The sequence below is a fragment of the Microcystis sp. CS-574 genome, from assembly GCF_028329095.1.
Taxonomy (GTDB): domain Bacteria; phylum Cyanobacteriota; class Cyanobacteriia; order Cyanobacteriales; family Microcystaceae; genus Microcystis; species Microcystis ichthyoblabe_A.
On record NZ_JAQMSY010000169.1, the window covers coordinates 1 to 22,291 of the forward strand.

25 protein-coding genes and 3 pseudogenes are annotated in these 22,291 nt (G+C 40.9%); 10 read left to right on the top strand and 18 right to left on the bottom strand.

Annotated elements, in window-relative coordinates:
- Nucleotides 1-129 (top strand): annotated as a pseudogene (locus tag PN470_RS13530) (RNA-guided endonuclease TnpB family protein); the annotation flags it as partial.
- Nucleotides 130-167: 38 nt separating this feature from the next.
- Here PN470_RS13530 and trpA read toward each other — a convergent pair.
- On the bottom strand, nucleotides 168-962 hold the full coding sequence (gene trpA / locus PN470_RS13535; RefSeq protein WP_002732665.1) for a tryptophan synthase subunit alpha: 795 nt from the start codon (nucleotides 960-962) through the stop codon (nucleotides 168-170).
- Nucleotides 963-1,226: 264 nt separating this feature from the next.
- On the opposite strand from trpA, the gene PN470_RS13540 reads away from it, so the two are divergent.
- Nucleotides 1,227-2,144 (top strand): glycosyltransferase family 2 protein, encoded by a 918-nt coding sequence (locus PN470_RS13540; protein WP_002732786.1) that lies wholly within the window; start codon nucleotides 1,227-1,229, stop codon nucleotides 2,142-2,144.
- 112 nt (nucleotides 2,145-2,256) lie between these two features.
- Here PN470_RS13540 and PN470_RS13545 read toward each other — a convergent pair whose 3' ends face one another.
- From PN470_RS13545 to PN470_RS13555, 3 genes are all read right to left on the bottom strand, one after another.
- Entirely contained in the window at nucleotides 2,257-2,589 is a 333-nt protein-coding gene (locus PN470_RS13545; RefSeq protein ID WP_002734904.1) for a BON domain-containing protein, read from the bottom strand.
- 22 nt (nucleotides 2,590-2,611) lie between these two features.
- On the bottom strand, nucleotides 2,612-3,541 hold the full coding sequence (locus PN470_RS13550; protein ID WP_002776286.1) for a CoB--CoM heterodisulfide reductase iron-sulfur subunit B family protein: 930 nt from the start codon (nucleotides 3,539-3,541) through the stop codon (nucleotides 2,612-2,614).
- A 292-nt stretch (nucleotides 3,542-3,833) separates the two neighbouring features.
- Nucleotides 3,834-4,184, bottom strand: a complete 351-nt coding sequence (locus PN470_RS13555) for an STAS domain-containing protein (protein ID WP_002742362.1) — start codon at nucleotides 4,182-4,184, stop codon at nucleotides 3,834-3,836.
- 359 nt (nucleotides 4,185-4,543) lie between these two features.
- Here PN470_RS13555 and PN470_RS13560 point away from each other — a divergent pair, with 359 nt between their 5' ends.
- From PN470_RS13560 to PN470_RS13570, 3 genes are all read left to right on the top strand, one after another.
- Nucleotides 4,544-4,738, top strand: coding sequence for a hypothetical protein (locus PN470_RS13560; protein WP_002734413.1), 195 nt, complete (start codon nucleotides 4,544-4,546; stop codon nucleotides 4,736-4,738).
- Between the two features lie 251 nt (nucleotides 4,739-4,989).
- Nucleotides 4,990-5,334 (top strand): hypothetical protein, encoded by a 345-nt coding sequence (locus tag PN470_RS13565; protein ID WP_002732938.1) that lies wholly within the window; start codon nucleotides 4,990-4,992, stop codon nucleotides 5,332-5,334.
- Between the two features lie 78 nt (nucleotides 5,335-5,412).
- A complete protein-coding gene (locus PN470_RS13570) occupies nucleotides 5,413-6,627 on the top strand; it encodes a DUF790 family protein (RefSeq protein ID WP_271939385.1) in 1,215 nt (404 codons plus the stop codon).
- Nucleotides 6,628-6,729: 102 nt separating this feature from the next.
- Here PN470_RS13570 and PN470_RS13575 read toward each other — a convergent pair whose 3' ends face one another.
- The 12 genes from PN470_RS13575 to radA all read right to left on the bottom strand — a co-directional run bounded on the left by PN470_RS13575 (nucleotide 6,730) and on the right by radA (nucleotide 16,969).
- Nucleotides 6,730-7,191: an Hsp20/alpha crystallin family protein gene (locus PN470_RS13575; protein ID WP_002733604.1), complete on the bottom strand. Its 462-nt coding sequence runs from the start codon at nucleotides 7,189-7,191 to the stop codon at nucleotides 6,730-6,732.
- 316 nt (nucleotides 7,192-7,507) lie between these two features.
- On the bottom strand, nucleotides 7,508-8,887 hold the full coding sequence (locus PN470_RS13580; protein WP_103111883.1) for a hypothetical protein: 1,380 nt from the start codon (nucleotides 8,885-8,887) through the stop codon (nucleotides 7,508-7,510).
- A 2-nt stretch (nucleotides 8,888-8,889) separates the two neighbouring features.
- The gene (locus tag PN470_RS13585; protein WP_002776277.1) at nucleotides 8,890-9,711 is read right to left on the bottom strand and encodes an alpha-ketoglutarate-dependent dioxygenase AlkB; all 822 of its coding nucleotides are present in this window, start codon (nucleotides 9,709-9,711) and stop codon (nucleotides 8,890-8,892) included.
- Nucleotides 9,712-9,750: 39 nt separating this feature from the next.
- Nucleotides 9,751-11,124 carry a 1-acyl-sn-glycerol-3-phosphate acyltransferase gene (locus PN470_RS13590; protein WP_272104684.1) on the bottom strand — a complete coding sequence of 458 codons (1,374 nt, stop codon included), beginning with the start codon at nucleotides 11,122-11,124 and terminating at the stop codon, nucleotides 9,751-9,753.
- 302 nt (nucleotides 11,125-11,426) lie between these two features.
- On the bottom strand, nucleotides 11,427-12,257 hold the full coding sequence (locus PN470_RS13595) for a Uma2 family endonuclease (RefSeq protein ID WP_272104685.1): 831 nt from the start codon (nucleotides 12,255-12,257) through the stop codon (nucleotides 11,427-11,429).
- 185 nt (nucleotides 12,258-12,442) lie between these two features.
- The gene (locus tag PN470_RS13600) at nucleotides 12,443-13,372 is read right to left on the bottom strand and encodes a lysylphosphatidylglycerol synthase transmembrane domain-containing protein (protein WP_272104686.1); all 930 of its coding nucleotides are present in this window, start codon (nucleotides 13,370-13,372) and stop codon (nucleotides 12,443-12,445) included.
- Nucleotides 13,365-13,823 carry a DUF29 domain-containing protein gene (locus tag PN470_RS13605; RefSeq protein ID WP_272104687.1) on the bottom strand — a complete coding sequence of 153 codons (459 nt, stop codon included), beginning with the start codon at nucleotides 13,821-13,823 and terminating at the stop codon, nucleotides 13,365-13,367. The genes PN470_RS13600 and PN470_RS13605 overlap by 8 nt, the downstream gene beginning before the upstream one ends.
- 11 nt (nucleotides 13,824-13,834) lie before the next feature.
- Complete coding sequence (locus PN470_RS13610) at nucleotides 13,835-14,290, bottom strand: DUF29 domain-containing protein (protein ID WP_123230049.1); 456 nt, start codon at nucleotides 14,288-14,290, stop codon at nucleotides 13,835-13,837.
- Between the two features lie 11 nt (nucleotides 14,291-14,301).
- Nucleotides 14,302-14,757: a DUF29 domain-containing protein gene (locus PN470_RS13615; protein WP_272104688.1), complete on the bottom strand. Its 456-nt coding sequence runs from the start codon at nucleotides 14,755-14,757 to the stop codon at nucleotides 14,302-14,304.
- Nucleotides 14,758-14,768: 11 nt separating this feature from the next.
- Complete coding sequence (locus tag PN470_RS13620; protein WP_016515036.1) at nucleotides 14,769-15,224, bottom strand: DUF29 domain-containing protein; 456 nt, start codon at nucleotides 15,222-15,224, stop codon at nucleotides 14,769-14,771.
- A 71-nt stretch (nucleotides 15,225-15,295) separates the two neighbouring features.
- Nucleotides 15,296-15,397, bottom strand: a complete 102-nt coding sequence (petL, locus tag PN470_RS13625) for a cytochrome b6-f complex subunit PetL (protein WP_002752397.1) — start codon at nucleotides 15,395-15,397, stop codon at nucleotides 15,296-15,298.
- Nucleotides 15,398-15,442: 45 nt separating this feature from the next.
- Complete coding sequence (gene radA, locus PN470_RS13630; protein WP_002791326.1) at nucleotides 15,443-16,969, bottom strand: DNA repair protein RadA; 1,527 nt, start codon at nucleotides 16,967-16,969, stop codon at nucleotides 15,443-15,445.
- A gap of 233 nt (nucleotides 16,970-17,202) precedes the next feature.
- Between radA and rpaB the strand changes: the two genes are divergently transcribed.
- Both rpaB and PN470_RS13640 read left to right on the top strand, forming a co-directional pair.
- Nucleotides 17,203-17,931 (top strand): response regulator transcription factor RpaB, encoded by a 729-nt coding sequence (gene rpaB, locus PN470_RS13635; RefSeq protein WP_002734727.1) that lies wholly within the window; start codon nucleotides 17,203-17,205, stop codon nucleotides 17,929-17,931.
- 9 nt (nucleotides 17,932-17,940) lie between these two features.
- On the top strand, nucleotides 17,941-18,582 hold the full coding sequence (locus PN470_RS13640; RefSeq protein WP_002731649.1) for a cofactor assembly of complex C subunit B: 642 nt from the start codon (nucleotides 17,941-17,943) through the stop codon (nucleotides 18,580-18,582).
- Nucleotides 18,583-18,642: 60 nt separating this feature from the next.
- On the opposite strand, the pseudogene PN470_RS13645 reads toward PN470_RS13640, so the two are convergent.
- Nucleotides 18,643-18,765, bottom strand: a pseudogene (locus PN470_RS13645) (DUF4277 domain-containing protein); the annotation flags it as partial.
- Nucleotides 18,766-19,226: 461 nt separating this feature from the next.
- On the opposite strand from PN470_RS13645, the pseudogene PN470_RS22190 reads away from it, so the two are divergent.
- The 3 genes and pseudogenes from PN470_RS22190 to hemB form a co-directional block, all read left to right on the top strand.
- Nucleotides 19,227-19,316, top strand: a pseudogene (locus PN470_RS22190) (peptide deformylase); the annotation flags it as partial.
- Between the two features lie 461 nt (nucleotides 19,317-19,777).
- Nucleotides 19,778-20,434, top strand: a complete 657-nt coding sequence (gene folE / locus PN470_RS13655) for a GTP cyclohydrolase I FolE (protein ID WP_272104689.1) — start codon at nucleotides 19,778-19,780, stop codon at nucleotides 20,432-20,434.
- A 116-nt stretch (nucleotides 20,435-20,550) separates the two neighbouring features.
- The gene (gene hemB, locus PN470_RS13660; RefSeq protein ID WP_130756599.1) at nucleotides 20,551-21,531 is read left to right on the top strand and encodes a porphobilinogen synthase; all 981 of its coding nucleotides are present in this window, start codon (nucleotides 20,551-20,553) and stop codon (nucleotides 21,529-21,531) included.
- Here the strand turns inward: hemB and PN470_RS13665 are convergent.
- Nucleotides 21,528-22,136, bottom strand: a complete 609-nt coding sequence (locus PN470_RS13665) for a chromophore lyase CpcT/CpeT (RefSeq protein ID WP_271939405.1) — start codon at nucleotides 22,134-22,136, stop codon at nucleotides 21,528-21,530. The genes hemB and PN470_RS13665 overlap by 4 nt on opposite strands.
- Nucleotides 22,137-22,291 lie beyond the last annotated feature (155 nt).

Genomic DNA, 22,291 nt, shown 5'->3' on the forward strand with positions numbered 1-22,291 from the left:
AGTAAAAATATTTTGGCCGCAGGGCTTGCGGTGTCAGTCTGTCGAGCGACCATAAGACCAGAACAGAGTAAATCTGTTAAGGCAGGTGCGAAAAATCCTTCGGGAAAGAAGCAGAAACCCAAATCGTGAGGTTTGGGAATCACCGTCCGTTTACGGCGGTGAGGATGTCAACGAATCGCCTGTTTTAAACTACGGCAAAGTTCTTCGAGGGATTTTAGACCATCGCCGGGGGAATTATCGGCCAAACGTTTAACCATGGCACTGCCGACAATTACCGCATCAGCACCCCAGTTTTTCACCTGTAGCGCCTGTGTCGCGTCAGAAATGCCAAATCCTACCCCGACGGGTTTATCGGTGACAGAACGGATAGAATCGAGCAATTCCTCCACTCTGGTGGCCACTTGCTTCCGCATTCCCGTCACTCCCGTGACACTAACCAGATAAATAAAACCTTGGGATTGCCGGGCGATCGCTTGTATTCGTTCCGGGGGACTGGTAGGCGCTACCAATAAAATGACTTCAATTCCCTTAGCGGCAGCCGGTTGCAGCAGACTTTCCGCTTCCTCTAGGGGTAAATCGGGAACCACCAAACCACTCACCCCGGCTGCTTTAATTTGGTCTAAAAAGACATCTATCCCGCGATGATAGATAGGATTATAGTAAGTAAACAGAATAATCGGAGCTTTCACCTCTCCTTGAGCATTTTTGACGATTTCTAGCACATCTTCCAACTTGACACCCCGATTTAAAGCGCGGGTGGCTGCCGCTTGAATAACCGGACCATCCGCAAGAGGATCGGAATAGGGAACCCCCAACTCGATCAGATCAGCCCCTGCCCGGTCTAAAATGCGTAAAGCTTGGGCAGTAGTAGATAAATCGGGATCACCGGCAGTAATAAAGGGAATCAAGGCACAATTCCCCTGGGAACGGAGAGAACGAAAACACTCGGAAACAGCAGTCATCGAAAATTACTGGAGAGATAAAGCACCGTCTATTATCTCATGGCGGGGAATAGCTCATCGCCGGTCGCTGTCAGCTCAGGTAAAGAATTTTTCAAGTAATACTTAAAGAATATTGACAAAATGGCGATCAAGGGTAGAATAGGCTCAGTCTAGTAGTTTTGAGAAAGTTTCTGGCATAACATGGGTTTTTGTTCCGCTTTTTCTGGTACAAAATAGGACTACTGCCCGATCGGTTTGCGTATAATCAAACACCATATTATATCCATGTTTTCCATTTACATTCTCACCTATAACGAAGAAATTGATATTGCCGCCTGTGTAGAATCGGCACTTCTATCCGATGATGTGATTGTGGTTGACTCCTACAGTAGCGATCAAACAGTAGAGATTGCTTCTCGTTATCCAGTGCGCGTGATTCAGCATCAATTTGAAAGTCATGGTAAACAAAGAACTTGGATGTTAGAAAATATCGAGACTAAATACGATTGGGTTTATATTCTCGAAGCAGATGAAAGGATGACACCCCAACTGTATGCAGAATGTCTGAGTGCCACGCAACAGACAGAATTTACTGGTTTTTATGTGGCCGAAAGAGTTATGTTTATGGGAACTTGGATTCGTCGCAGCACCCAGTATCCCCGTTATCAAATGCGTCTATTTAGAAAAGATCAAGTCTGGTTTAGCGATTATGGTCACACGGAAAGGGAAGAATGTCGAGGAAAAACCTCTTTTTTAGAAGAAACCTATCCCCACTATACCTGTAGTAAGGGTTTAAGTCGTTGGATTGAAAAACACAATCGTTATTCTACCGATGAAGCAGCAGAAACCCTACATCAGTTGGCTAACGGGGGTGTTAGTTGGAAAAATTTATTTTTTGGTGAAACCGAAGTAGATAGACGGAGAGCTTTAAAAGATTTATCCCTACGATTGCCTTTTCGTCCCTTGCTTCGTTGGTTTTATATGTATTTTATCCTAGCGGGAATTCTCGATGGTAAAGCTGGTTTTGCTTGGTGTACTCTGCAAGCTTTTTATGAGTATTTGATCCTCTTAAAAGTGGCGGAAATGAAACAGGGTTTACCCACTCCCCCCGAACTGAGAAATCGTTTTCATACCCCGCAAAATAGTAACAATAGTAATTCCCATAGGCCCGGTTTTGTCTCCCTAAAAGGAAAAGCCGATTAACATTTAACCATGATTAATCAGCCGGCAATGACCTAACAACAACCTAGGGACAAAAAAATGCCAATCCACCTACTCAGTGGTTAATTTTCACGGGGAATACAGCCGTTCGACTTCACCCAATAGTTACTTGACTGGTATCGACGCTGGTTGCCCCATGGACTTTACTGGCAATTGCTACCATTTTATTTAAAGTCGCCTGATGGGAAACCCTGCCTTTTAGTACAACTTTACCACCAGTTTGAGCGACCCACAATTTGTCTTCATCAGCTAAATCCGGTGTCTCGTCAAAAGCTAAAACTACTCGTTTAGCTAGGCCGCTTTCGTCGTATTTTCCGTCTAATCCGACTCTTTCGGGGGGAATACCCGCAGCAGCGGCTTTACCTGTGATCGCACTAGCGGCATCTGCCGGTTTATCTAAGCCAAAAATTCTTTTTAACCAATCCATTGCTAACACTCCTGATTGAGTTCTAAAACCCCAATTTCTTTAAGAGGGATTTAGTGGAAACGATGTGTCGATCTAATCCTAAACGATCGGGACTGACTCCCACCGCTAAAGCGACTAATTGGGAAAAATGTAGTACAGGTAAACCTAAACTTCGACCGATCACTTTTGCCACTTCCGGTTGTCGGGAATCAAGATTAAGATGGCATAAAGGACAAGGGGTGACTAAACAATCGGCCCCCGCTGCCATGGCCTCTAAAATGTGTTTTCCTGCCATTTGGAACGATTGGGTGGTGGCATAACTGGACAGGGGCCAACCACAGCATTGAGTGCGTCCTTGATAATAAATCGGATTTGCTCCCACCGCTCGAAAGACATTTTCTAGGGATTCCGGCTGAAAAGGATTATCGTAGGGGAGAGTATCCTGGGCCCGCAGGAGATAACAACCATAAAAACCGGCACAATTTAAGCCTGATAAGGGACGAATCACCTTGGCCGCCAGATTATCTAAGCCATAATCGCCGACAATTGCCCAGAGTAGGTGTTTAACCGTCGTCGTACCTTGGTAGGGGGAACAATGTTCTTTCTGTAAATAATTATTAACTTCCTCAACATAATTGGGATTATTATGCTTTGCTTCCTTCAAGCGCTCATCCACATGACCGATCACCCCTTGACAGGTGCTACAGTGAGTCAACAGGGGTAAATTGAGGGCTTCTGCTAGGGCAATATTGCGCGCATTGACGGCATCTTCCAAGAGTTGCGAATCTTCCTTATAGGTTCCCGAACCACAACAGGCAGCTTTTTTGAGTTCGACTAAATTAATCCCCAAAGCTTCCGTCAGGGCTGCCGTGGATAGATATAGTTCCCGACAGGCACCTTGGGCGACACAACCGGGAAAATAAGCATACTGGAGATTGTTGACTGTCATGGATTCTAGGAAATTACTACTCATTACCTATCTACCATCTTGCCCCCCTTCCCCCCTGTCATCACTAAAGTCATGGAATTTCTTAACAGACAGTCTTTTGTGAGCTGCTCCGAACAAGTGTAGAGTAGTTTGTCCCTAGAGATAATATCCAAACAGGAGGAGAGCCATCTCAGCAGTATAATGGCTCTCCTTGAGAAAAATTGTTGTCATGAGGAGTGGGTTATATAAATGGGAATCTATCCGGTCAAGAGGTGATTTATCGGTAGAATTGAGAGTGCAGCCAAGAAATTACGGCGAGAAACCCTATTTTGTCGGCTTACGCCGCTTGGGGGAGGGTGATAACAGCATCAAAGTCAGCACGGCTAGGGAAAATCGAGAGAACCCTGTCCAGTTGGGTTAATTCAAAGATAATCTTGACTGAAGGTGGAATAGAACAGATATTGAGGGATTTTTCTTGACTTTGAGCCAGACGAAAGACGGTAACTAAAGCCATTAATCCAGCGCTGTCGAGGAATTCCACCCTACTCATATCCACGAGAAAAGTGATAGAGCGACTCCGGTTAACCAGATTGGTGAGCTGCTCTTGAAATTCTAGGACGTTAGCGGCGGTAATATAGCCACTTGGCTCAAATAGAGCAATTTCTGGGACTTTTACGGGACTTTTCATGGCTGGGCTTTGAAATTCATAAATGAACCTTTTAACTAGAAATCAGATACCGCTATTATGTCCTAACTTTCTGATTTTGCAACCCCGGTCTTGATAAATTTCCTCTCTCTTGAAAAGATTAATCTTTTCTTAATCTTGACCCCTGTAGGGAGGAACTGGTTTTAGGTTAACCTCATAATCTGGGCAGTAAAGAGAAACAGTCATCAAGGCTTATTAGGGTGAACACTAGGGGAAAGTCGTTAGGTTTAAGCTCTAATCCCGAATAACTGATGATAACCCACTATTCTATCGGTATTTTTGTTAAAATAAAGTAAAGCAGGATACAGAAACTAGATTTATTGAGCTAGAGTAAGGAAATTGTGGATACCCAGCCGACTATCCGCCAATTAGTGGAAAAAGCCCTATATTATCGTCAAATCACCCCAGAAATCGAGAACGGAATCAGTGAACTCCTCGGTCGTCTTGGCTACGTTTCTGATGTGGATTACGAGGCCCTCGAGTTACTCATGGATGAAATGGACGAAGGCCGGATTAATCTCGTTCCGCGTCGGTAACTTCAGTTATCAGTTATCAGTTATCAGTTATCAGTGGTGAGTTATCAGTTCACTGATGGCCTTTCGGTTCCTGCTTATGCAATGGACGGGGTTATAAGGGATGATTTAGCGATCACCCGATCGAACCGGACCTAGTAACGAAGAACCTGACTGATTACTGTTGGCTGAACCATCCCCCAAAACCTAATTTCCCCAAATTTCCCCAAATTAATATAATTAGCTGCAGGCTTTCTCTTAACCTGATTTCTTCGATGATTCCTTTAACTCTTAATCTCTTGCAAGGTTCCGTTACTTTTCGTTTCAGTCCCAGTGCTGCTCTGGATTTGCAAAGGGAAATTAACATTTTACTCGATCGACTGAAAGCGATCGCCAGTAATGCCGCTAGTGGGGGTAAACCCCAACCCCAAAAACCGCTGGAATATCAGCACACTGGTGATGTGTTTCTGGAAGTGTTTTGTAATCCCAATATTTATCCGAATCCTTTTTCGGCTAAAGTTTTGTTAACGGTTCGCGATGATCGCCTGCGCTTAACCACAGAAGCAGAATTAACCCGTGTGATCGAGGATTTAGAGCGTTATATCGACCAAAATAGTTAGAATCGGGGGATTTTTGGGGTTTCGACCTTTCCTTGTCGTCCCACCTCTCCCCATCTGACTATTCTTCTCTAGCTTGCCATGTTACCGACCGATTTATTGATTTCCCGTCAAAATGGCGAGACAATTGTTCCCAAACGCTTACCGATCGCTGCCGATTATCTGGCGATCGCCAAAGAACAAATCAGCTGTTTTCAGGAAAGTATCGGTCAAACTAAGGGAGAATTAAGCCAAAAACTCCTAATCTTGGAGGGAGACAGTCCCGATTATAAAATTAAACGGGGATTTGCTCACCTATTAACCAATCATTTTGCCAACTTTGAGATTATTAGTCCCTTAGAACCACAGGAATTAAGAAAAAGAGTTTTTGAACAAGCGGCTAACTTTGTTCCTATTCCCCAAAATCGATCGCTAATTCTGGAAAAAATTGCCCAGCAACTCAGCCAAGAATTAAATCAAGAAATTTTTCCAGTAGCTCTAGAAAAAGGACTCTATGCTGATTTAGCGGAGAATAAAATTCTCACTCAATTTGATGCTCCCACCCCCGAAAACTTAATTCATCGTTTTAACCTCTCGCAAATTCAAGGGATTTTTTATCGGGCCAGTTATTTAATCATCAACGTCCATCGCAATGATCCGGGGGAATATAAATATCTCTTTCGCTATCTAAAACTATTTCGTTTAATGACTTATATCGAAGGGGATGCCGACACGGGATTTACTATTACTATCGATGGTCCCACCAGTTTATTTAAAGCTAATAGTCGTTATGGCATTGAAATCGCTAAATTAATTCCTGCCTTACTCCATGTTACTCACTGGAATTTGAAGGCACAATTACAGTATAAAGATTCCTATACAGGAACTATTAAAAAACAACAGTTCAATTTAGAGGATAACTGTGGTCTGGTGTCCCACTATTCCCCGGGTAAACCCTACGATAGTATGTTAGAGGAATCTTTTGCTAAACGTTGGTTACAGTTAAAAACTGAATGGCAGTTAGAAAGGGAAGTAGATTTAGTGCCTTTACCCGGAGGAGTGATGATTCCCGATTTCCGTTTAGTGCATCCCGATGGTCGCGTTTTCCTCCTCGAAATTGTTGGTTATTGGCGACCAGAATACCTACAAAAGAAATTTTTACAGGTTAAATCGGCCCAAGCAAATAATCTAATTTTAGCCGTATCGGAACGGTTAAATCTAGAAAAAGCCGGAGTTAAATTTCAAAATCTACCCGCTCAGGTTATCTGGTTTAAAGATAAATTATCACCCCAAGCAGTGTTAGAAGTTTTAAGTTAAAGGGTTAAGAAGCTAAAAGCGGAAGTATGATTTAATACTCCCGCTTCGGTTTAATCAGACTAGGTCAACTCTTTCGCTTAAGACCGGACAATGAGTGCTATATCATTGAGCAATGGCAGGACTGATGGACACTTTCACCACTTTATTTTTTTCTTCTTCCGCTTTCGGGAGGGTGAGATTGAGAATACCATCTTTGTATTCAGCAGCCACGTTAGTGTTATCAACCTGAACCGGTAGAGGAATAACCCGATGGAATTTACCATAACGGAATTCAGTGCGGGTAAATCCTTCTTCTTCGGTTTTAATTTCCGATTTTCTTTCACCATTAATGGTCAGACTATCGGCTGTTACTTCCACGTTGAGGTCTTTGGCTTCCATACCGGGTATTTCCAGTTTAAGCTGAACTGCCTCTGGCGTTTCGGTCATTTCCGCCGCCGGGATGAAGGATAACCCCACTTTTTCGCCATTGCCTACATCAGTCGGCACAATACGGTCCAACAAGCGATTCATTTCTTTCTGTAGGCTTTCTACTTCTCTGAAAGGTTCCCAGCGTATAAGTGCCATATAAGTCACCTCCGAAGTTTTCTTAACGCTAGAGATGTTGGTTTATCTCTACACTTTTAGGATAGATAAAAGATTGTCTGACCGGGGTAGGGTTTTCGGTATTGAGTTTTTCCAGATTCCCGTACTATCTCCTATACTAGGGTCTGCTGAAAAAGTTTTTCCTGGTGTGGGGTGTGGGGTGTGGGGTGTTTTCTCAGTGAACTGAGAACTGATAACTGATGACTGATAACTGATAACTGATAACTGATAACTGATAACTGATAACTGACTCCAACAACAAACTTTTTCAGCAAAACCTAATTATTGTCTATTATTTTCATCGAAATAGAGCAATAACTCCTAAAATAACCCCTAGCAAGCCAATTAAGATGGCGAATATAACGGCTTTGCGATTTCTCTCTAGTTGGCGTGTTAAGTTTTTTCGTTCTTCCTGAAAACGATTCAGTCTGCGCTCAATTTCCTCTAACTTAATTTTTTGTTTCGAGTTCTTAGTCTCAAGATTTTGCAGATGAGATTTAAAAGTTTCTAAATCAGCTTGTATTGTATCTTTTTGCTTTTGCAAGGTTGTCTGAAATTCCTCTAATTTTTGATCATAGGATTCTACAATCTCAGAAATTTTTAAATAATTACTTTCAACAGCTAATAACTGTTCTAGCTTAACATCAAAACTATTAAACTTAGTTTGTAGTCGGTTAAATTGTTCTAACAAATCGATATATTTATTATCAATACTTTGTTCAAATAGCTTGTTTTCTTTCGTGAAAATTTTGTAAACGCTAAGATAATTATAATTAATTATTTTTCTGGGAATTAAGTTGTTCGCACCCGTTAATAAATATTTCGTTACATTATCAGAAATGGCGATTGATGATTTGAAAGTTTCTTCCATACTCTTATTGATCAAAAATGCTTGTTCATTGTAATCATCAAAGTTCGTTTTATTTAAATCATTAATTATACTAATAATACTATCTATAATTCTGTTAACTTGAGTGTATAATCTCAAATCGTTTATAAACATAAAGCTATGGCTAGGCATATTTTCTGATAAGAATTTCATGTTTTCAAGTATTGTTTTTAAATCTTTATCATTTTTTCCAAATTCATTTAAACAGTTTTGAAACATGAAAATACTGCTGTCTTTTATATTACTAACTATTGAAAAAAAAGAATCAATTTGATTTATATCTAAATGATGACTGAGGAGAGCAAAATGATAGTCTTTAAAGCAATTGTTGATTATATTTTTAGTGATGTCTTGACTGATTCGCCAAGTATCAGAATATAGGTCGTAGGAATAGATAACTATCGATTTTACTTCTGGGTAAAATTGTCGTAAAAAACTTAATAAACCAAGAGCTTCAGGTGCAGCACCCGCGCAAAATAAACAAACTTTGAGATGTTTTTTATCAAAAACTAGCTGCATCAAGCTGGGGTCTTTTTCTTGCAAGCTTTCCAAAACTCTATAAGTCATTTCTACATAATGAGGATAGTAAGCCAGTAAGTAAGCAGCCTGAGTGTTATAATTAGAATAATCTACACTTACATGATTAGTATGAAAACTACTTCTTAGTCGTTTAACATCAGGTTGCAAAGATTGTAAGTAAGATTTAATACTAAGACTTTTTCCCTGTAATCTATTCAGATCAATTAAATTTTCGATAATTAAGTGGTATAAATTGTTAAGTTCGTTCATAGTTAGATAATATTCCTAAAAGTAAGATTAATTCTCGCAGAAATATTGTGATTAGTTTTGGGTAATTGATGTAACCAGTGGCGTTGAGTTGCTCCGCGCATGATTAGCAAACTACCTGATGTTAGCTCAAGATTGATAATATCTTCCTCCTGTTTATGTTTAAGTGAAAATTTTCTTGTGCTGCCAAAACTAACCGATGCAATAACTGGATTTTTGCCTAATTCTGGTTCATCATCACTATGCCAAGCGACGCTATCTCGACCATCTCGATAAAAATTCAGAAGCACGCTATTAAATTTCGTACCTGCTAGAGTTTCCGCTCTCTCTTTAATATATAATAAGGTATCTGTCCAAGCAAGAGGATTCATATTAATTCCTGAATAAGTATAGGATTTATCTGAATCGCCATACCAAGCAGTTAATCGAGGTAGAGGTAAGGTTTGCCCCATCATTTTTATATAATCCTGTCGCCAAGCTATCTCATTTTGCAAAATATTTAGCAAATATTCACTTTGTTTATCATTGAATATTTCTTGGTAAAAAATAACTTCACCGTCTCGATTAATTAATGTTTCTCCAATGGTTGATTCTAGAGGATTAATTTTGATAAATTCTCTAATTCCTTGCTGACGATAACGCCTAAACCATTTGTATAATGTGCTATAGCTATAATCTGAAAATTGAGCAAACTGTCTAATATTATCAGACTGAGATGTTTTAAAGTCAATCAATGCTTGTATCGGCTGAGTTTTTTCTGCCTCTAGCAGATAGACTTTTAAAAGAGAGATAGATTCTTTGATATGCAAAGTTTTATATTTACTCATAGATAGGATAAAAAATTAAAACATTTTGATATTAATTATCTACTGATGAATAATTAAACTTTCTAAACTGGTTTGTAAATCTTGGGTTAATTGTGCTACGGCCGAGCGTCGATCGCTTTTATAATCGGCATAGCGCTCGGATACGGAAATAGGCTCACCGATAGTTATTATCGCTTTTTGTTGACCAATTTGGGGACGGAAAAAGGGATTACCTCCCTTAATTCTTGTCACTAAATCCCAGAGTAATAAAATTGTCTCAGCAAATCTTTCTACGGTGGGTTTTTCTTTGACATAATAACCAGTTACTGAGACGAAACTTTCGACAATTCTCATGTGCCACATTTTTAAATTAGCTTCATCGGCCAGGCGATCAGCTAATCCTAATTCAAGGGGAGAAATAGAATGAGTGGGTTTTAATTCTTCCCGATAAATGCGTTCCCATCCTGCTTGTTCTAAACGACGACAGCGATCAATTACATTACCATTAGGAGAAAGATTAAAATACTTTTCTACGGTTTGTAAGGCCACATCTAATAAATTGGCTAAACGTTTGGCTAGGGTTTCATTTGGATCATCACCATTGGCAGGCACTACAGGCAAAGATTGATAGTAGAAATCTCGATAAAAATCCTCCATTAAGGATAATAATCTTTCTCCTAAACGAAAAAGACGCTCGTATAAAACCTTTTCTTCTAGGGATAAATTTGGGATTGTTTTTAAACCGCTATCGGTTTCTAAATTAGTTAAAATTCGCTCGATTTCTTGCCACACTGGAGTCAGATAAAAATACTGAATACCAATAGGTAAAATAATTACTTCTTGCTCTTGTTTAGCTTTTCTGACATCATCCACCCCCCAAAAAGCCAATTGAGAAATACCCGGTTCAATCGCACTCACAAGCTCATTATGTCCGTTAGTTGCCCCTTCCGGAGCGGCGGCTAAAGGATAATCTCCTTCTAATAATAAACGACGAGCCGAACGCAATCCGATTAAATCAGCTTTTCCCCGTTGAATTGGTGTGCCACCTAACTTAGAATATAACCATCCTACCCTTTCTCCCGCCCATAAAGGAATCCCTCGATCGTACATAAAATGAGCGTGAATTGGAGTGTTTAATTTTATTCCTAACTCTTGGGCTTTTTTGGGTACTAATTTCCACAAAAGATAGGCCATACAGTAGGGATCGTTAATACTGGGATGACGAAAGGCAAGCAGTAAACGGACTTTTTTCTCTTGACTTTTTTGATAAAATGTGATTAAAGTTTCTAGATTAGCGGCGGAAATTTCTCCTAAGTTGGTTTGAGTTTGTAACCAGAGAGGTAAAAAGATTTGACATCCCTTTAAAAGCAAGAGATTAAGGTCAGGGGGTATAAATTCTAGAGGAGGTTGTGCGCCCAAAGATAGATTAGACATATAAGTAGTCGTGCCAAATAAATTTCCTAGTTGAGACAGTTATCAGTTATCAGTTATCAGTTATCAGTTATCAAATTTGAGTTTTCAGTTCACTGTTTACTGTTTAAGAAAGAATCCAAGAAAACTCTGATCAATAATTACTCACTGGTCAAAAGCTGATCACAGCAGCAAACAGATGTCGAGCTAGATTTCAAATAGACTGGGATTACAGGCTCCCTCAACCGTGAAAGGAGAAATTAACCGACTTTGAGCGAGGAGGAACAGGAGCAGTTTACCTCCTCACCTAAACAAATACAGCTATACTATAGCTCTATCCCCATTTCCTGCAAACGAGCTGCCAGCCGTTGAGAACGCTGTCTTTCCGCTTCCAGAGCTTGCTGAGTAGCATTTAATTGCTCTTGTGTTGCAGCCGCCTGCTCCTGTGCTGCAGCCGCCTGCTCCTGTGCTGCAGCCGCTTGCTCCTGGGCTGCTTCTTCTGGCAAGGGGATTAAATTGCCTTCCGAGTCATAAAATCTTGCCCAGATTGCCGTTTCTCGGTCAATAGTGCCTTCCCAAGTTCCCAACCAATAGCCTAAAGTTTCGCACCATAACCAGCCGCGCTCGTTTCGTTCTAAGGAATGGTAGCGTTGGTCTGACCCTAAATGCCATCCTTGTAAAGAATTGCCATCGAAAGGATCGTAGATGAAATAATCTGGCGTGCGGAAGGTTCCCTCATAAATTGCCTTTTTTCGCACTTTATCAGTCTTAGCGGTACTAGGAGAGGTTAATTCCACGATAACGTCAGGATAACGTCCCTCTTCTTCCCAAATTACCCAACCCTGTCGCTCTCTCGTACCATCGACATTGAGGACAGCGAAGAAATCTGGCCCGCGAAAATCGCGATTTTTGGCTTGTTCACGGCTGAAATAAATAAACATATTGCCACCGGTGTAGAAGTCGTCTCGTTCGCCGTAACCCTGCTGTAGGGAGCGAATCAAGACATTCATGGCAATGCGGTGTCGGTTGCTTTCCAAAGGTTCACCATCATCAAAAATTAAGTCTGTGGGGGGTGGGGGGGGTTCCCAGAAGTCCTCGAAATCTTCTTCTATCAGTGCCGGAGAGGTGGCAGTTTCGTCGCTTTTGGCAATCGTCATTTTTTCGGCCTCTCTAGGTGGGAGTATCCATGTTTTTGCTGATTATTGATCCTATGTTACATCAGAATTTAGGAGTGAGGAGATAGATGTTAGGAGTTGAGAAAATTATCTTCGCTTAACAATGATAAAAACTTTTCTTCCGGGTGCATTATACTGGCCTAACACACCCGAATAATATCCTTAAGCTAACCAAAAAACTTGGCTTTATCTTTAACTAATTTTGTCCCGATTCCGGCGGCAATGACTTCGGAGAGAATGCTAATTAAACGATAGATAGCAGCGGTGACAAGTACGTTAGCGGCGGGAAATTTTTCTGTGTCAAAAAGTGCAATCGCTGTAGCTTCAAACACTCCTAATCCCCCCGGCGCTCCGGGGACAACTAAACCCAATAACCAAGCAAAACTAAAGGTTCCTAAGAGGGGTAAAATCTGAGCGGGGGTAATCATTTTTAACACCATCCAAGCTAAAATAAAACCCGCACCGCGCCACAATAAAAATCCAGTTTCACCCAAGAGAGGGACGAGAGGATATTTATTTAGATAAACAGGTTCTTGAGCAATCTTTTTCTTTTGGCTAAGGATTTTGAGAGGATAATTTAAAAATTTGGGATGAATGCTGATTAAAATTAATCCTAAAACTAATATCTGTATCCCTAGACTTGAGCTAGATTTCATCCAACCTAAACCACTACCAATAACTGCTATGGCTAAGGCTGCACACACCAGCAATAAAAGTTCTAATAAAACGCTTAAACTGGCGATTCCCCAATCACTTCCTGCTTTATTAATTGCCACGATGCGAGCATAAAAGTGACCGATATTACCAGGTAGATATTTTCCTAAATTGGTAATCATATAGATGCCAATTCCTGTGGAGGTTTTAATCGGTTGTTGATAGCTTTTGAGTATCCATGTCCACACCCATCCTGCCCAAATTTGAGCGATAACAGTGGTTACAAGTGCCAAGAAAAGAAATAACCAGCCATGATTTTCAATTCTAACTGAGGTGACGTTATCCCAGTTATTTTTAAGGTTACTGAGAACAAAAAATAAGGTTCCCCCAATAATCAGCCAACGTAGAAACTTTTTCAGCATTTCATTTTTTCCTTTATTCATTTTCTGGGGGGAACCAATCGAGATCAAGAAGATTTTCTAAACTGTAGGGACATTCCCCAGGAAAACTAACTTGATTATCGGTTTTTTCTCTAACATAATTTAAAGCTTTCTGGTAAATACGAGGTAATTCTTGAGTGAGATAATTGTGGAGATTAGTAGTTAAATAAGTGTCGATCTGGTTTTTGAAATTGACGATTTCTGAACGCCAATGAGAACGATTATATTCTCTTTCCCTTATCCAAAATTGTAACAATAAACAATGTCTAATAATTTGCTCTAATAAACTAGCAACACGAAACTTTTTTTCGTTTCCCAAATCTTCTAACTCCTCGATTAAGTTTTCTAAGTCTAAAGCGTCAAATCTCTTCGCTTTTAAGAGTTCGATGGTTTCTTCTAACCAGAGAGAATCATCAATTTCGTAGAGAGTTTTTAAGTCGGGAATAACAGTCATTATCATCTCCTTTATTCGTATGGTGGTAGCCAATTGGGATCGAGAAGTTCTTCTAAACTGTAGGGACAAGTATCGGGAAAAATAACTTGATTTTTTGTCTTTTTTCTCACATAACGGGTTGCCTTCTGATAAATATTATCAAATTCTTGTTCTAAATATTTCCGTAAACTTGCCGTTAGGTAGGTATTTAATTGATCTTGAAAATTTACCAGTTCTGATTCCCAATGACTTTGATTATATTCTCTTTCCCTTGTCCAAAATTGCAGTAACAAAGCATGACGAATAATTTGCTGTAAAAAACTAGCAACACGAAACTTTTTTTCGTTTCCCAAATCTTCTAACTCCTCGATTAAATTATCTAAATCTAAAGCGTCAAATCTTCTCGCTTTTAAGAGTTCGATAGTTTCTTCTAACCAGAGAGAATCATCAATTTCGTAGAGAGTTTTTAAGTCGGGAATAACAGTCATTATCATTTCCTTTATTCGTATGGTGGTAGCCAATTGGGATCGAGAAGTTCTTCTAAACTGTAGGGATAAGTATCGGGAAAAATAACTTGATTTTTTGTCTTTTTTCTGACAAAGAAAACTGCATCTTCATAAATGTTAGTTAATTCATTTTGTAAATAATTACGGAGATTGGTGGTTAAGTATCTTTTTAGCTGAATTTGAAAGTTGACTATTTCTAACTCCCAGTGATCCTGATTATATGCTCTTTTCTCTGTCCAAAATTGCAGTAACAAAGCATGACGAATAATTTGCTCTAATAAACTGGCAACACGAAACTTTTTTTCGTTTCCCAAGTCTTCTAACTCCTCGATTAAATTCTCTAAATCTAAAGCCTCAAAATTTTTAGCCTTGAGCAGTTCTATAGTTTCTTCTAACCAAAGAGAATCATCAATCTCATAGAGAGTTTTTAAGTCGGGGATAACAGTCATTATCATCTCCTTTATTCGTAAGGTGGTAGCCAATTAGGATCGAGAAGTTCTTCTAAACTGTAGGGACAAATATCAGGAAAGTTGACTTTATTATCGGTTTTTTGACGAACGTATCGCACGGACTCAAAATAAATTTGCTCAAATTCCTGTTCTAGATATTTACGAAGATTTGTGGTTAAATAACGTTTTAGTTGATCTTTAAAACTCACTATCTCTGCTTGCCAATGAGCTTGATTATATTCTCTTTCCCTTGTCCAAAACTGTAATAATAAACAATGTCTAATAATTTGCTGTAAAAAACTAGCAACACGAAACCTTTTTTCGTTCCCCAAGTCTTCTAACTCCTCGATTAAATTGTCTAAATCTAAAGCGTCAAATTTTTTCGCTTTCAAGAGTTCGATAGTTTCTTCTAACCAGAGAGAATCATCAATTTCGTAGAGAGTTTTTAAGTCTAGAATAACAGTCATTTTTTATTTCCCCTAGAATTGGCAATAGTGACCAGTTAAACCGATCACTAAAGCTTTTTCCTGTTTATATACTAGATAATTTTAGCGGAGCGCAGACCGAAAAAGAGACCGAGGGCAATTCCGGTAAAAACGATCAGATAACCCGCCAAAGCAGCAACAGCTAACACAGACATGGTGAAAATCTCCCAAGTAATTTAATCTTTTTTAGCATTGTACCGTTATTCTTGCCCTTCCCCTTCCTCCTCTTCCATATCTTCCCCAAAGCGCTGCTGGGGGGGAATTGCGGCGACAATTGCCTCGATTACCTTGCCAACTGGAACAATTTCTAAGCCCACATCTTCGGGATAAACTTGACCTCTGGGGACAATCGCCCGTTTAAAGCCCAATTTCGCCGCTTCCTTTAATCTTAGTTCCATTTGCGACACCAAGCGCACTTGTCCGCCTAATCCCACTTCCCCGATTAAGACTGTGCGCGGATCCACGACTCGATCGCGAAAACTAGCGACAACAGCGATCGCAACTCCCAGATCCGCCGCCGGTTCTTCCACTCCCAACCCTCCTGCGGAGGCAACATAGGCATCTAATTTCGATAAAGGAATACCGACGCGCTTTTCTAAAACGGCGAGAATTTGCTGTAATCGGTTGTATTCTATGCCGGTAGTCGATCTTCGCGGGGAAGCGTAGCTGGTGGGGCTAACTAATGCCTGTAACTCCACCACAATCGGGCGTGTACCTTCACAGGCTACCACCGTCGCCGTACCCGGGGAAAATTCGTCGCGATTGCCTAAAAACAATTCTGAGGGGTTTTCCACTTCCACCAAACCGTGATCCACCATCTCGAAAATACCGATCTCATGGGTTGCCCCAAAACGGTTTTTCACAGATCTTAAGAGACGATGGGAGGCATAGCGATCGCCTTCAAAATATAACACCGTATCGACCAAATGTTCCAAAACTCGCGGACCAGCGATCGCTCCTTCTTTAGTCACATGACCGACAATTAATAAAGTAATATTCTCCCGTTTTGCCACCTGCATCAAGGCGGAGGTACATTCGCGAACTTGGGCGACAGATCCCGGTGCGGAAGTTAACGCCCCAAAATAAAGAGTTTGAATACTGTCAATTACCGCCACCTGTGGGCGTAAAGATTCTAATTCTCGCAAAATTTCCTCTAAATCGGTTTCTGGCAGAACATAGAGATGATTATCGAGTTCTGAGGTTGATTCGGAGGCTTTTTTCTCCTTGCCATTGCCGTTATTTTCCGACTCCACGGCAACCACTCCCACCCCCAAACGGGCAGCCCGCAGTTTAATCTGTTGTCCCGATTCTTCGGCGGAAACGTAGAGGATGCGCGGTAATCTTTGGGCGAGTTGGTTGGTAACTTGCAGTAAAAGCGTCGATTTGCCGATACCCGGATCGCCGCCGATGAGTACAAGAGAACCGGGGACAATGCCACCACCGAGAACGCGATCGAATTCCCCGTAACCAGAGGGAAAACGTTCCTGTTCATACTGGGTAATTTCCGAGAAGCGCACCGAGATGCGCGGTTGCGGGTTGCGTTGCCCTTTGCCGTTATTTGGGCGACTATTTTGCCATCCTGGGCGATTTCCCGCCGGATTATTGCCACCAGCCATCACTTGTTCTTCTAGCGTCCCGTAGGTGTCACAACTGGGGCATTTTCCCAACCATTGGGGAGATTCCGCCCCACAAGCGCTACAGATATATATTGTTCGCGATTTCGCCATGTTTTTTAAGAAAAGTTGAAGAAAAGCAGTTTGAGGATCAATTCTCTTGTCAAATTTAGTTAAGTATGATAGAGGGGAAGGAAGACCCTAAAGTTATTGATAATTGCCATAAAAGAAATAAAATAGGAAATTTAGGCTTAATGATAACGGCAAAGGGATATTCTATAAACAGGAACGCTCGTTATTTAACTTTAAAATTCATCACACTATTTAACTAAGGAGTGTTAATTCAGTTGGAGAACCAGAAGGAAAAAATTCTCGTTGTTGATGATGAAGCCAGCATCCGTCGTATCTTAGAGACTCGTTTGTCGATGATTGGTTATGAAGTCGTCACCGCCGCCGACGGAGAGGAAGCTTTAGAAACCTTCCGCACCGCCGAACCCGATTTAGTGGTTTTGGATGTGATGATGCCGAAATTAGACGGTTACGGTGTCTGTCAGGAACTCCGCAAAGAATCGGATATTCCTATCATTATGTTAACCGCTTTGGGCGATGTGGCCGATCGAATTACTGGGCTAGAATTGGGCGCGGATGACTATGTAGTTAAACCTTTTTCTCCCAAAGAACTCGAGGCGCGGATTCGTTCGGTGTTGCGTCGGGTAGAGAAAAATGGCGCTCCGGGGATTCCTAGTTCCGGTGTGATTCATATCGGTTCCATTAAAATCGATACCAATAAACGCCAAGTTTATAAGGGGGATGAACGCATCCGTCTGACCGGTATGGAATTTAGTTTACTAGAATTATTGGTCAGTCGATCAGGAGAAGCTTTTTCCCGCTCGGAAATCCTTCAGGAAGTTTGGGGTTATACCCCCGAACGTCATGTGGATACGCGGGTGGTAGATGTGCATATTTCCCGTTTACGAGCCAAATTAGAAGATGATCCCAGCAATCCTGAGTTAATTCTCACCGCTAGAGGTACAGGCTATCTTTTCCAGCGGATTTTAGAACTAGACGAGGAATAGTTCTCAGCTATGGCACCAGCTGATCCCAATCGTATTTTAAGACTGTTACCCCTGTTCGCCGGCATCGTCGGGGGTACGGTATTAATGTTTAATCGTTTTGCCACTGCCGATTTAACCCCATCGCAAGCGCGTTCCGATGTGATGGGAGTGATTTTGAGTGGGGTTTTAATTTTGGTGGGTTTAATCTGGCAAAGAGTTCAACCCCGCTTACCGGATGCGGTGGAATTAATCGGGCGCGAAGGTCTGGAATTTGCCCCAGATTTGCCAGAATCAGTTAAAATTGAGCTTGCTTGGGCTTCCCATTTACTTTTAACCAACACCGTGACAAAATCTCTGATCGTTTATTATCAGGGAAAGGTTTTATTACGTCGCGGTATCTTAAGCCAGAATTCTGAAGTTAAAGTTAGTAATATTATCAAAAGAGTTTTAGAAACCGGTAAAGCCGTCTATTTAGTTAATTTAAATTTATATCCCGCCAAAATCGAATTTGACTATTTGCCGGAAAACACCCAAGGCTTAATCTGTCAACCCATCGGTAAGGAAGGGGTGTTAATTTTGGCGGCAAATGCGCCGCGCAGTTATACTAAACAAGATGAAATTTGGATCGAGGGAATTGCTGATAAATTAGCCAACACTTTCAGTCAGTTTTAGACGATTTCAGTAAGATTTAAGAATTTGGTTAAGATGAGAGTAGGCAATTAGCGCTCAAAATGTTATTTTCTCTCGCTGATCTATTCCTAATTTTAAGTTAATTATCTCTTCGATTCCTATTTCATCAATTATTCCCGCTACTATTCCTAAGTGATCTAGATTTTTTACTTCTATCTTTGACATTTTTCTTGACTTGAATATTTTTTGAGAACCTTTTTAGTTTCTCACTTTTTGGCTCCCTTGGGTTTGGTGGGTAAAATGTATTCTAAGATACATTCCTGCTGGCGAGGGAGTGGAAGGAACCACTCCAGACACAGAGGACGCAAAGATTGATCGCTTCTATATTAAGTTAAACTGATCAAACAAAGAATAAGAGAGCCACTTTTTCTTCCCTAAGATTATAAGTATAAATACTTAACTGGTTTTTCATTTTATATGCTACCAGTTATACTACAAGTTGAAGTGCAGAATGTGGGTTGTATTGTAAAGTTTCAAGACCTATAATCAGATGGCCTCTCTGATGAAAAAGACAGAACAGTATCAAGCTTTACCCGCTAAAGTTTCCCAACAAGTTTTAAGAGGATTAGACCGGAACTGGCCATCATTTTTTGCCGATTCATCATTTGACTATACTTTTACTAACTATTTTTCAACACGAATAGGATTATCTGGAAGGAATACTCTTTCTCGATCGCCTTGCTTCTCCGGCGGATTTATACTCGGAGGAAGAATAGCAAAAAATCAGTAATATTGCTGAATATAAGCGATAAAATCCCAAAATATGCTTATCTCTTCAAAATAGTTTAAACAGCTTAACAGGACTATATTTATCTGACGACAAAGTTTTTGTTCGTAAATCTAAATTTTTTGTTAAAATGATAACGATTATCATTCTAGGAAAGCTAAAATACCAAACAAACGAACTACTTGACAAAATAAACTAATTGTGCAGTGGAACTCTGCCCTCAATTAACGAGGGAGATACTCAAGACTTTTTCGGTGACTAGGAAAATCAATTTTTCCAGATTTCCGCACCGGAGATAAACCCAAAGACGAGGGAATAACCCGATAGCTTTCATTAGTTATCGTCTAGATGCCCAGAAAAATAAATACTCTAGCAAAGGGTATTTATTAACATTGGTAAAATCAGAAAACTCGGCCGATCAATTAACTATTGGAGTCCATAAAAATATCTATGACCTTAGCTAAGTCCAAAGCAATTTTTGACAATGATGACTACAATCACTTTCCCGAAGTGATTACCGAACCTAAATCGCCGGTATCAGAAGCCGAGATGATGCAAGCGGTACGAACACTGCTGTTAGGATTAGGAGAAAATCCCGATCGCGAAGGTTTACGAGACACTCCTAAACGAGTAGTAAAAGCCCTAAAATTTCTCACTTCTGGTTATCAGCAATCCCTGGATGAATTGCTGAATGGGGCAGTTTTTCACGAGGATGCTAACGAGATGGTTTTAATCCGAGACATCGATATTTTTAGCTCCTGTGAACACCATATTTTACCAATTATCGGCCGCGCTCATGTTGCCTATATTCCTAACGGGAAAGTGATCGGTTTATCGAAAATTGCCCGCATCTGTGAAATGTACGCCAGACGACTGCAAGTACAGGAACGTTTAACCGCACAAATTGCCGATGCTTTGCAAGGATTACTACAACCTCAAGGGGTAGCTGTGGTGATTGAAGCGACTCATATGTGTATGGTAATGCGCGGGGTTGAAAAACCCGGTTCTTGGACTTCTACGAGTGCCGTGCGCGGTATTTTTGCCGATTCTGCTAAGACTCGTCAAGAGTTTATGAGTTTGATTCGTCATAGTCCCGATTTTCACTAATTAGTCAGGGGGATTGGGATTATTTGATCGTCCTATCCCCAGTTTTTTCCTAGGTAAAAAACTAGAGCAAAACCAGCTATTTACTGTTTACTTTTTATTTTTGACGCGCTGTTATCATGCTGATTCGTCCCCGTCGTCTTCGTTATACTCCAGCGATTCGCCGTCTTGTTCGTGAAACCGAATTAACCGTTAATGACTTGATTTATCCCCTCTTTATCATGGAGGGAGAAAATCAAAAGGTGGCTATTTCTTCTATGCCCGATTGTTATCGTTATTCCCTTGATTTATTGCTCAAAGAAGTGGTTAATGCTTATAATTTAGGCATTAATGCCATCGCTCTTTTCCCTCTGATTGCCGAAGATAAAAAAGATAATTTCGGTAGAGAAAGTTATAATCCCGATGGTTTAGTGCCAAGGGCAGTGAAAGCGATCAAAAAAGAAGTCCCTGAAATAATTATTATCACCGATGTGGCCCTCGATCCTTTTTCGATTTATGGTCATGATGGTATTGTGGAGGACGGTAAAATTCTCAACGATGAAACCCTAGAAGTTTTAGTGAAAATGTCGCTCTCACAAGCGGCAGCCGGGGCTAATTTCGTCGCTCCTTCCGATATGATGGATGGTAGGGTTGGGGCGATCCGTCGAGCTTTAGATGCGGCTGGCTATTTAGATGTGGGAATTCTCGCTTATACGGCTAAATATGCCTCTGCTTATTATGGTCCCTTCCGAGATGCCTTAGAATCAGCGCCAAAATTTGGTGATAAGAAAACCTATCAAATGGATGGGGCTAATAGTCGGGAAGCCTTACGGGAAGCCAGTTTAGACATAACAGAAGGGGCAGATATTATTATGGTTAAGCCCGCTCTGGCCTACCTCGATATTATCCGTCGTCTGCGCGATAGTAGCCATCTTCCCGTCGCCGCTTACAACGTCAGTGGTGAATACGCAATGATTAAAGCGGCGGCAAAACAGGGCTGGATTGACGAAAAAAGCCTGATTTTGGAAACTTTAATCAGTATGAAACGAGCGGGGGCCGATTTGATTTTGACCTATTTTGCTCTCGATGTGGCATTAATGAAACAGGAAAGCCGATTTTAGGGTTTTTGCCAGCGAAATTGATAGACATTATCCTGCGCTCCCCATACCTGCCGGCCAAGGCTATCATAACCTCGATCGCTGGTATCCATGCCCTGGGAATGTAGAATAATTGTATTAGTTATTTTTACCGCACCTCTGGCATTCGTGGGACAACCCTGGGGGGGAGTTTCTCCCCGATAACCCCCCGCTATCGGTTTTAAAAACACAGTACACACCGACTCAGCCAAATCTGATACATTTAATTTTCTTTCTGTCAAGTCTTTGTTACAAAAATTAATAAAGTTAGGGGCATTATTTAACTTATAAGCTTTCGATTCCACAGTGGAATTATCAGCGCTAGGTTGAATGACTAAAATTCTTTGACGATAGGGTTGATTTAAGCGATCGATAATTGCCTGTTCCTGATAAAGATAAATACTATCCTGTTTCGGGGAAAAATCCACGGCACAGGTGGTCATTTGCACCTTAGCAATGCGGGGGTTAGTCTGCGCTTGTTCCCTGGTATCCATAACCCCAATTAAATGATTAGCCACCCCCTGCACTTGCGGATTAAGGGGCAAAGATTGAGTGAGAAAAAATCCTAGGGCGATCGAAGTTTTCAGCATGAGAGGAAGCTTGAGGCTCTTCTAGGTTCTGTGTGATAAGTTTAACTTACTATATGATCGATCGATCTTTGTGTCCTTTGTGTCTTTGTGGTTCGTTCCACCCCCTCGCTAGGAGGAATGTATCTTAGAATACATTTTACCCACCAAACCTGGGA

What these genes read in the sequence shown, in the direction of transcription:
- PN470_RS13580 (WP_103111883.1), bottom strand. Translation starts at nt 8,887, where the DNA reads ATGAACGAACTTAACAATTTATACCACTTAATTATCGAAAATTTAATT.
- PN470_RS13565 (WP_002732938.1), top strand. Translation starts at nt 4,990, where the DNA reads ATGATTCCTTTAACTCTTAATCTCTTGCAAGGTTCCGTTACTTTTCGT.
- petL (WP_002752397.1), bottom strand. Translation starts at nt 15,397, where the DNA reads ATGTCTGTGTTAGCTGTTGCTGCTTTGGCGGGTTATCTGATCGTTTTT.
- PN470_RS13595 (WP_272104685.1), bottom strand. Translation starts at nt 12,257, where the DNA reads ATGACGATTGCCAAAAGCGACGAAACTGCCACCTCTCCGGCACTGATA.
- PN470_RS13640 (WP_002731649.1), top strand. Translation starts at nt 17,941, where the DNA reads ATGGCACCAGCTGATCCCAATCGTATTTTAAGACTGTTACCCCTGTTC.
- radA (WP_002791326.1), bottom strand. Translation starts at nt 16,969, where the DNA reads ATGGCGAAATCGCGAACAATATATATCTGTAGCGCTTGTGGGGCGGAA.
- folE (WP_272104689.1), top strand. Translation starts at nt 19,778, where the DNA reads ATGACCTTAGCTAAGTCCAAAGCAATTTTTGACAATGATGACTACAAT.
- trpA (WP_002732665.1), bottom strand. Translation starts at nt 962, where the DNA reads ATGACTGCTGTTTCCGAGTGTTTTCGTTCTCTCCGTTCCCAGGGGAAT.
- PN470_RS13575 (WP_002733604.1), bottom strand. Translation starts at nt 7,191, where the DNA reads ATGGCACTTATACGCTGGGAACCTTTCAGAGAAGTAGAAAGCCTACAG.
- PN470_RS13555 (WP_002742362.1), bottom strand. Translation starts at nt 4,184, where the DNA reads ATGAAAAGTCCCGTAAAAGTCCCAGAAATTGCTCTATTTGAGCCAAGT.
- PN470_RS13570 (WP_271939385.1), top strand. Translation starts at nt 5,413, where the DNA reads ATGTTACCGACCGATTTATTGATTTCCCGTCAAAATGGCGAGACAATT.
- PN470_RS13540 (WP_002732786.1), top strand. Translation starts at nt 1,227, where the DNA reads ATGTTTTCCATTTACATTCTCACCTATAACGAAGAAATTGATATTGCC.
- PN470_RS13585 (WP_002776277.1), bottom strand. Translation starts at nt 9,711, where the DNA reads ATGAGTAAATATAAAACTTTGCATATCAAAGAATCTATCTCTCTTTTA.
- PN470_RS13605 (WP_272104687.1), bottom strand. Translation starts at nt 13,823, where the DNA reads ATGACTGTTATTCCCGACTTAAAAACTCTCTACGAAATTGATGATTCT.
- hemB (WP_130756599.1), top strand. Translation starts at nt 20,551, where the DNA reads ATGCTGATTCGTCCCCGTCGTCTTCGTTATACTCCAGCGATTCGCCGT.
- PN470_RS13590 (WP_272104684.1), bottom strand. Translation starts at nt 11,124, where the DNA reads ATGTCTAATCTATCTTTGGGCGCACAACCTCCTCTAGAATTTATACCC.
- PN470_RS13545 (WP_002734904.1), bottom strand. Translation starts at nt 2,589, where the DNA reads ATGGATTGGTTAAAAAGAATTTTTGGCTTAGATAAACCGGCAGATGCC.
- PN470_RS13610 (WP_123230049.1), bottom strand. Translation starts at nt 14,290, where the DNA reads ATGACTGTTATTCCCGACTTAAAAACTCTCTACGAAATTGATGATTCT.
- PN470_RS13620 (WP_016515036.1), bottom strand. Translation starts at nt 15,224, where the DNA reads ATGACTGTTATTCTAGACTTAAAAACTCTCTACGAAATTGATGATTCT.
- PN470_RS13615 (WP_272104688.1), bottom strand. Translation starts at nt 14,757, where the DNA reads ATGACTGTTATCCCCGACTTAAAAACTCTCTATGAGATTGATGATTCT.
- PN470_RS13600 (WP_272104686.1), bottom strand. Translation starts at nt 13,372, where the DNA reads ATGAATAAAGGAAAAAATGAAATGCTGAAAAAGTTTCTACGTTGGCTG.
- PN470_RS13550 (WP_002776286.1), bottom strand. Translation starts at nt 3,541, where the DNA reads ATGAGTAGTAATTTCCTAGAATCCATGACAGTCAACAATCTCCAGTAT.
- PN470_RS13665 (WP_271939405.1), bottom strand. Translation starts at nt 22,136, where the DNA reads ATGCTGAAAACTTCGATCGCCCTAGGATTTTTTCTCACTCAATCTTTG.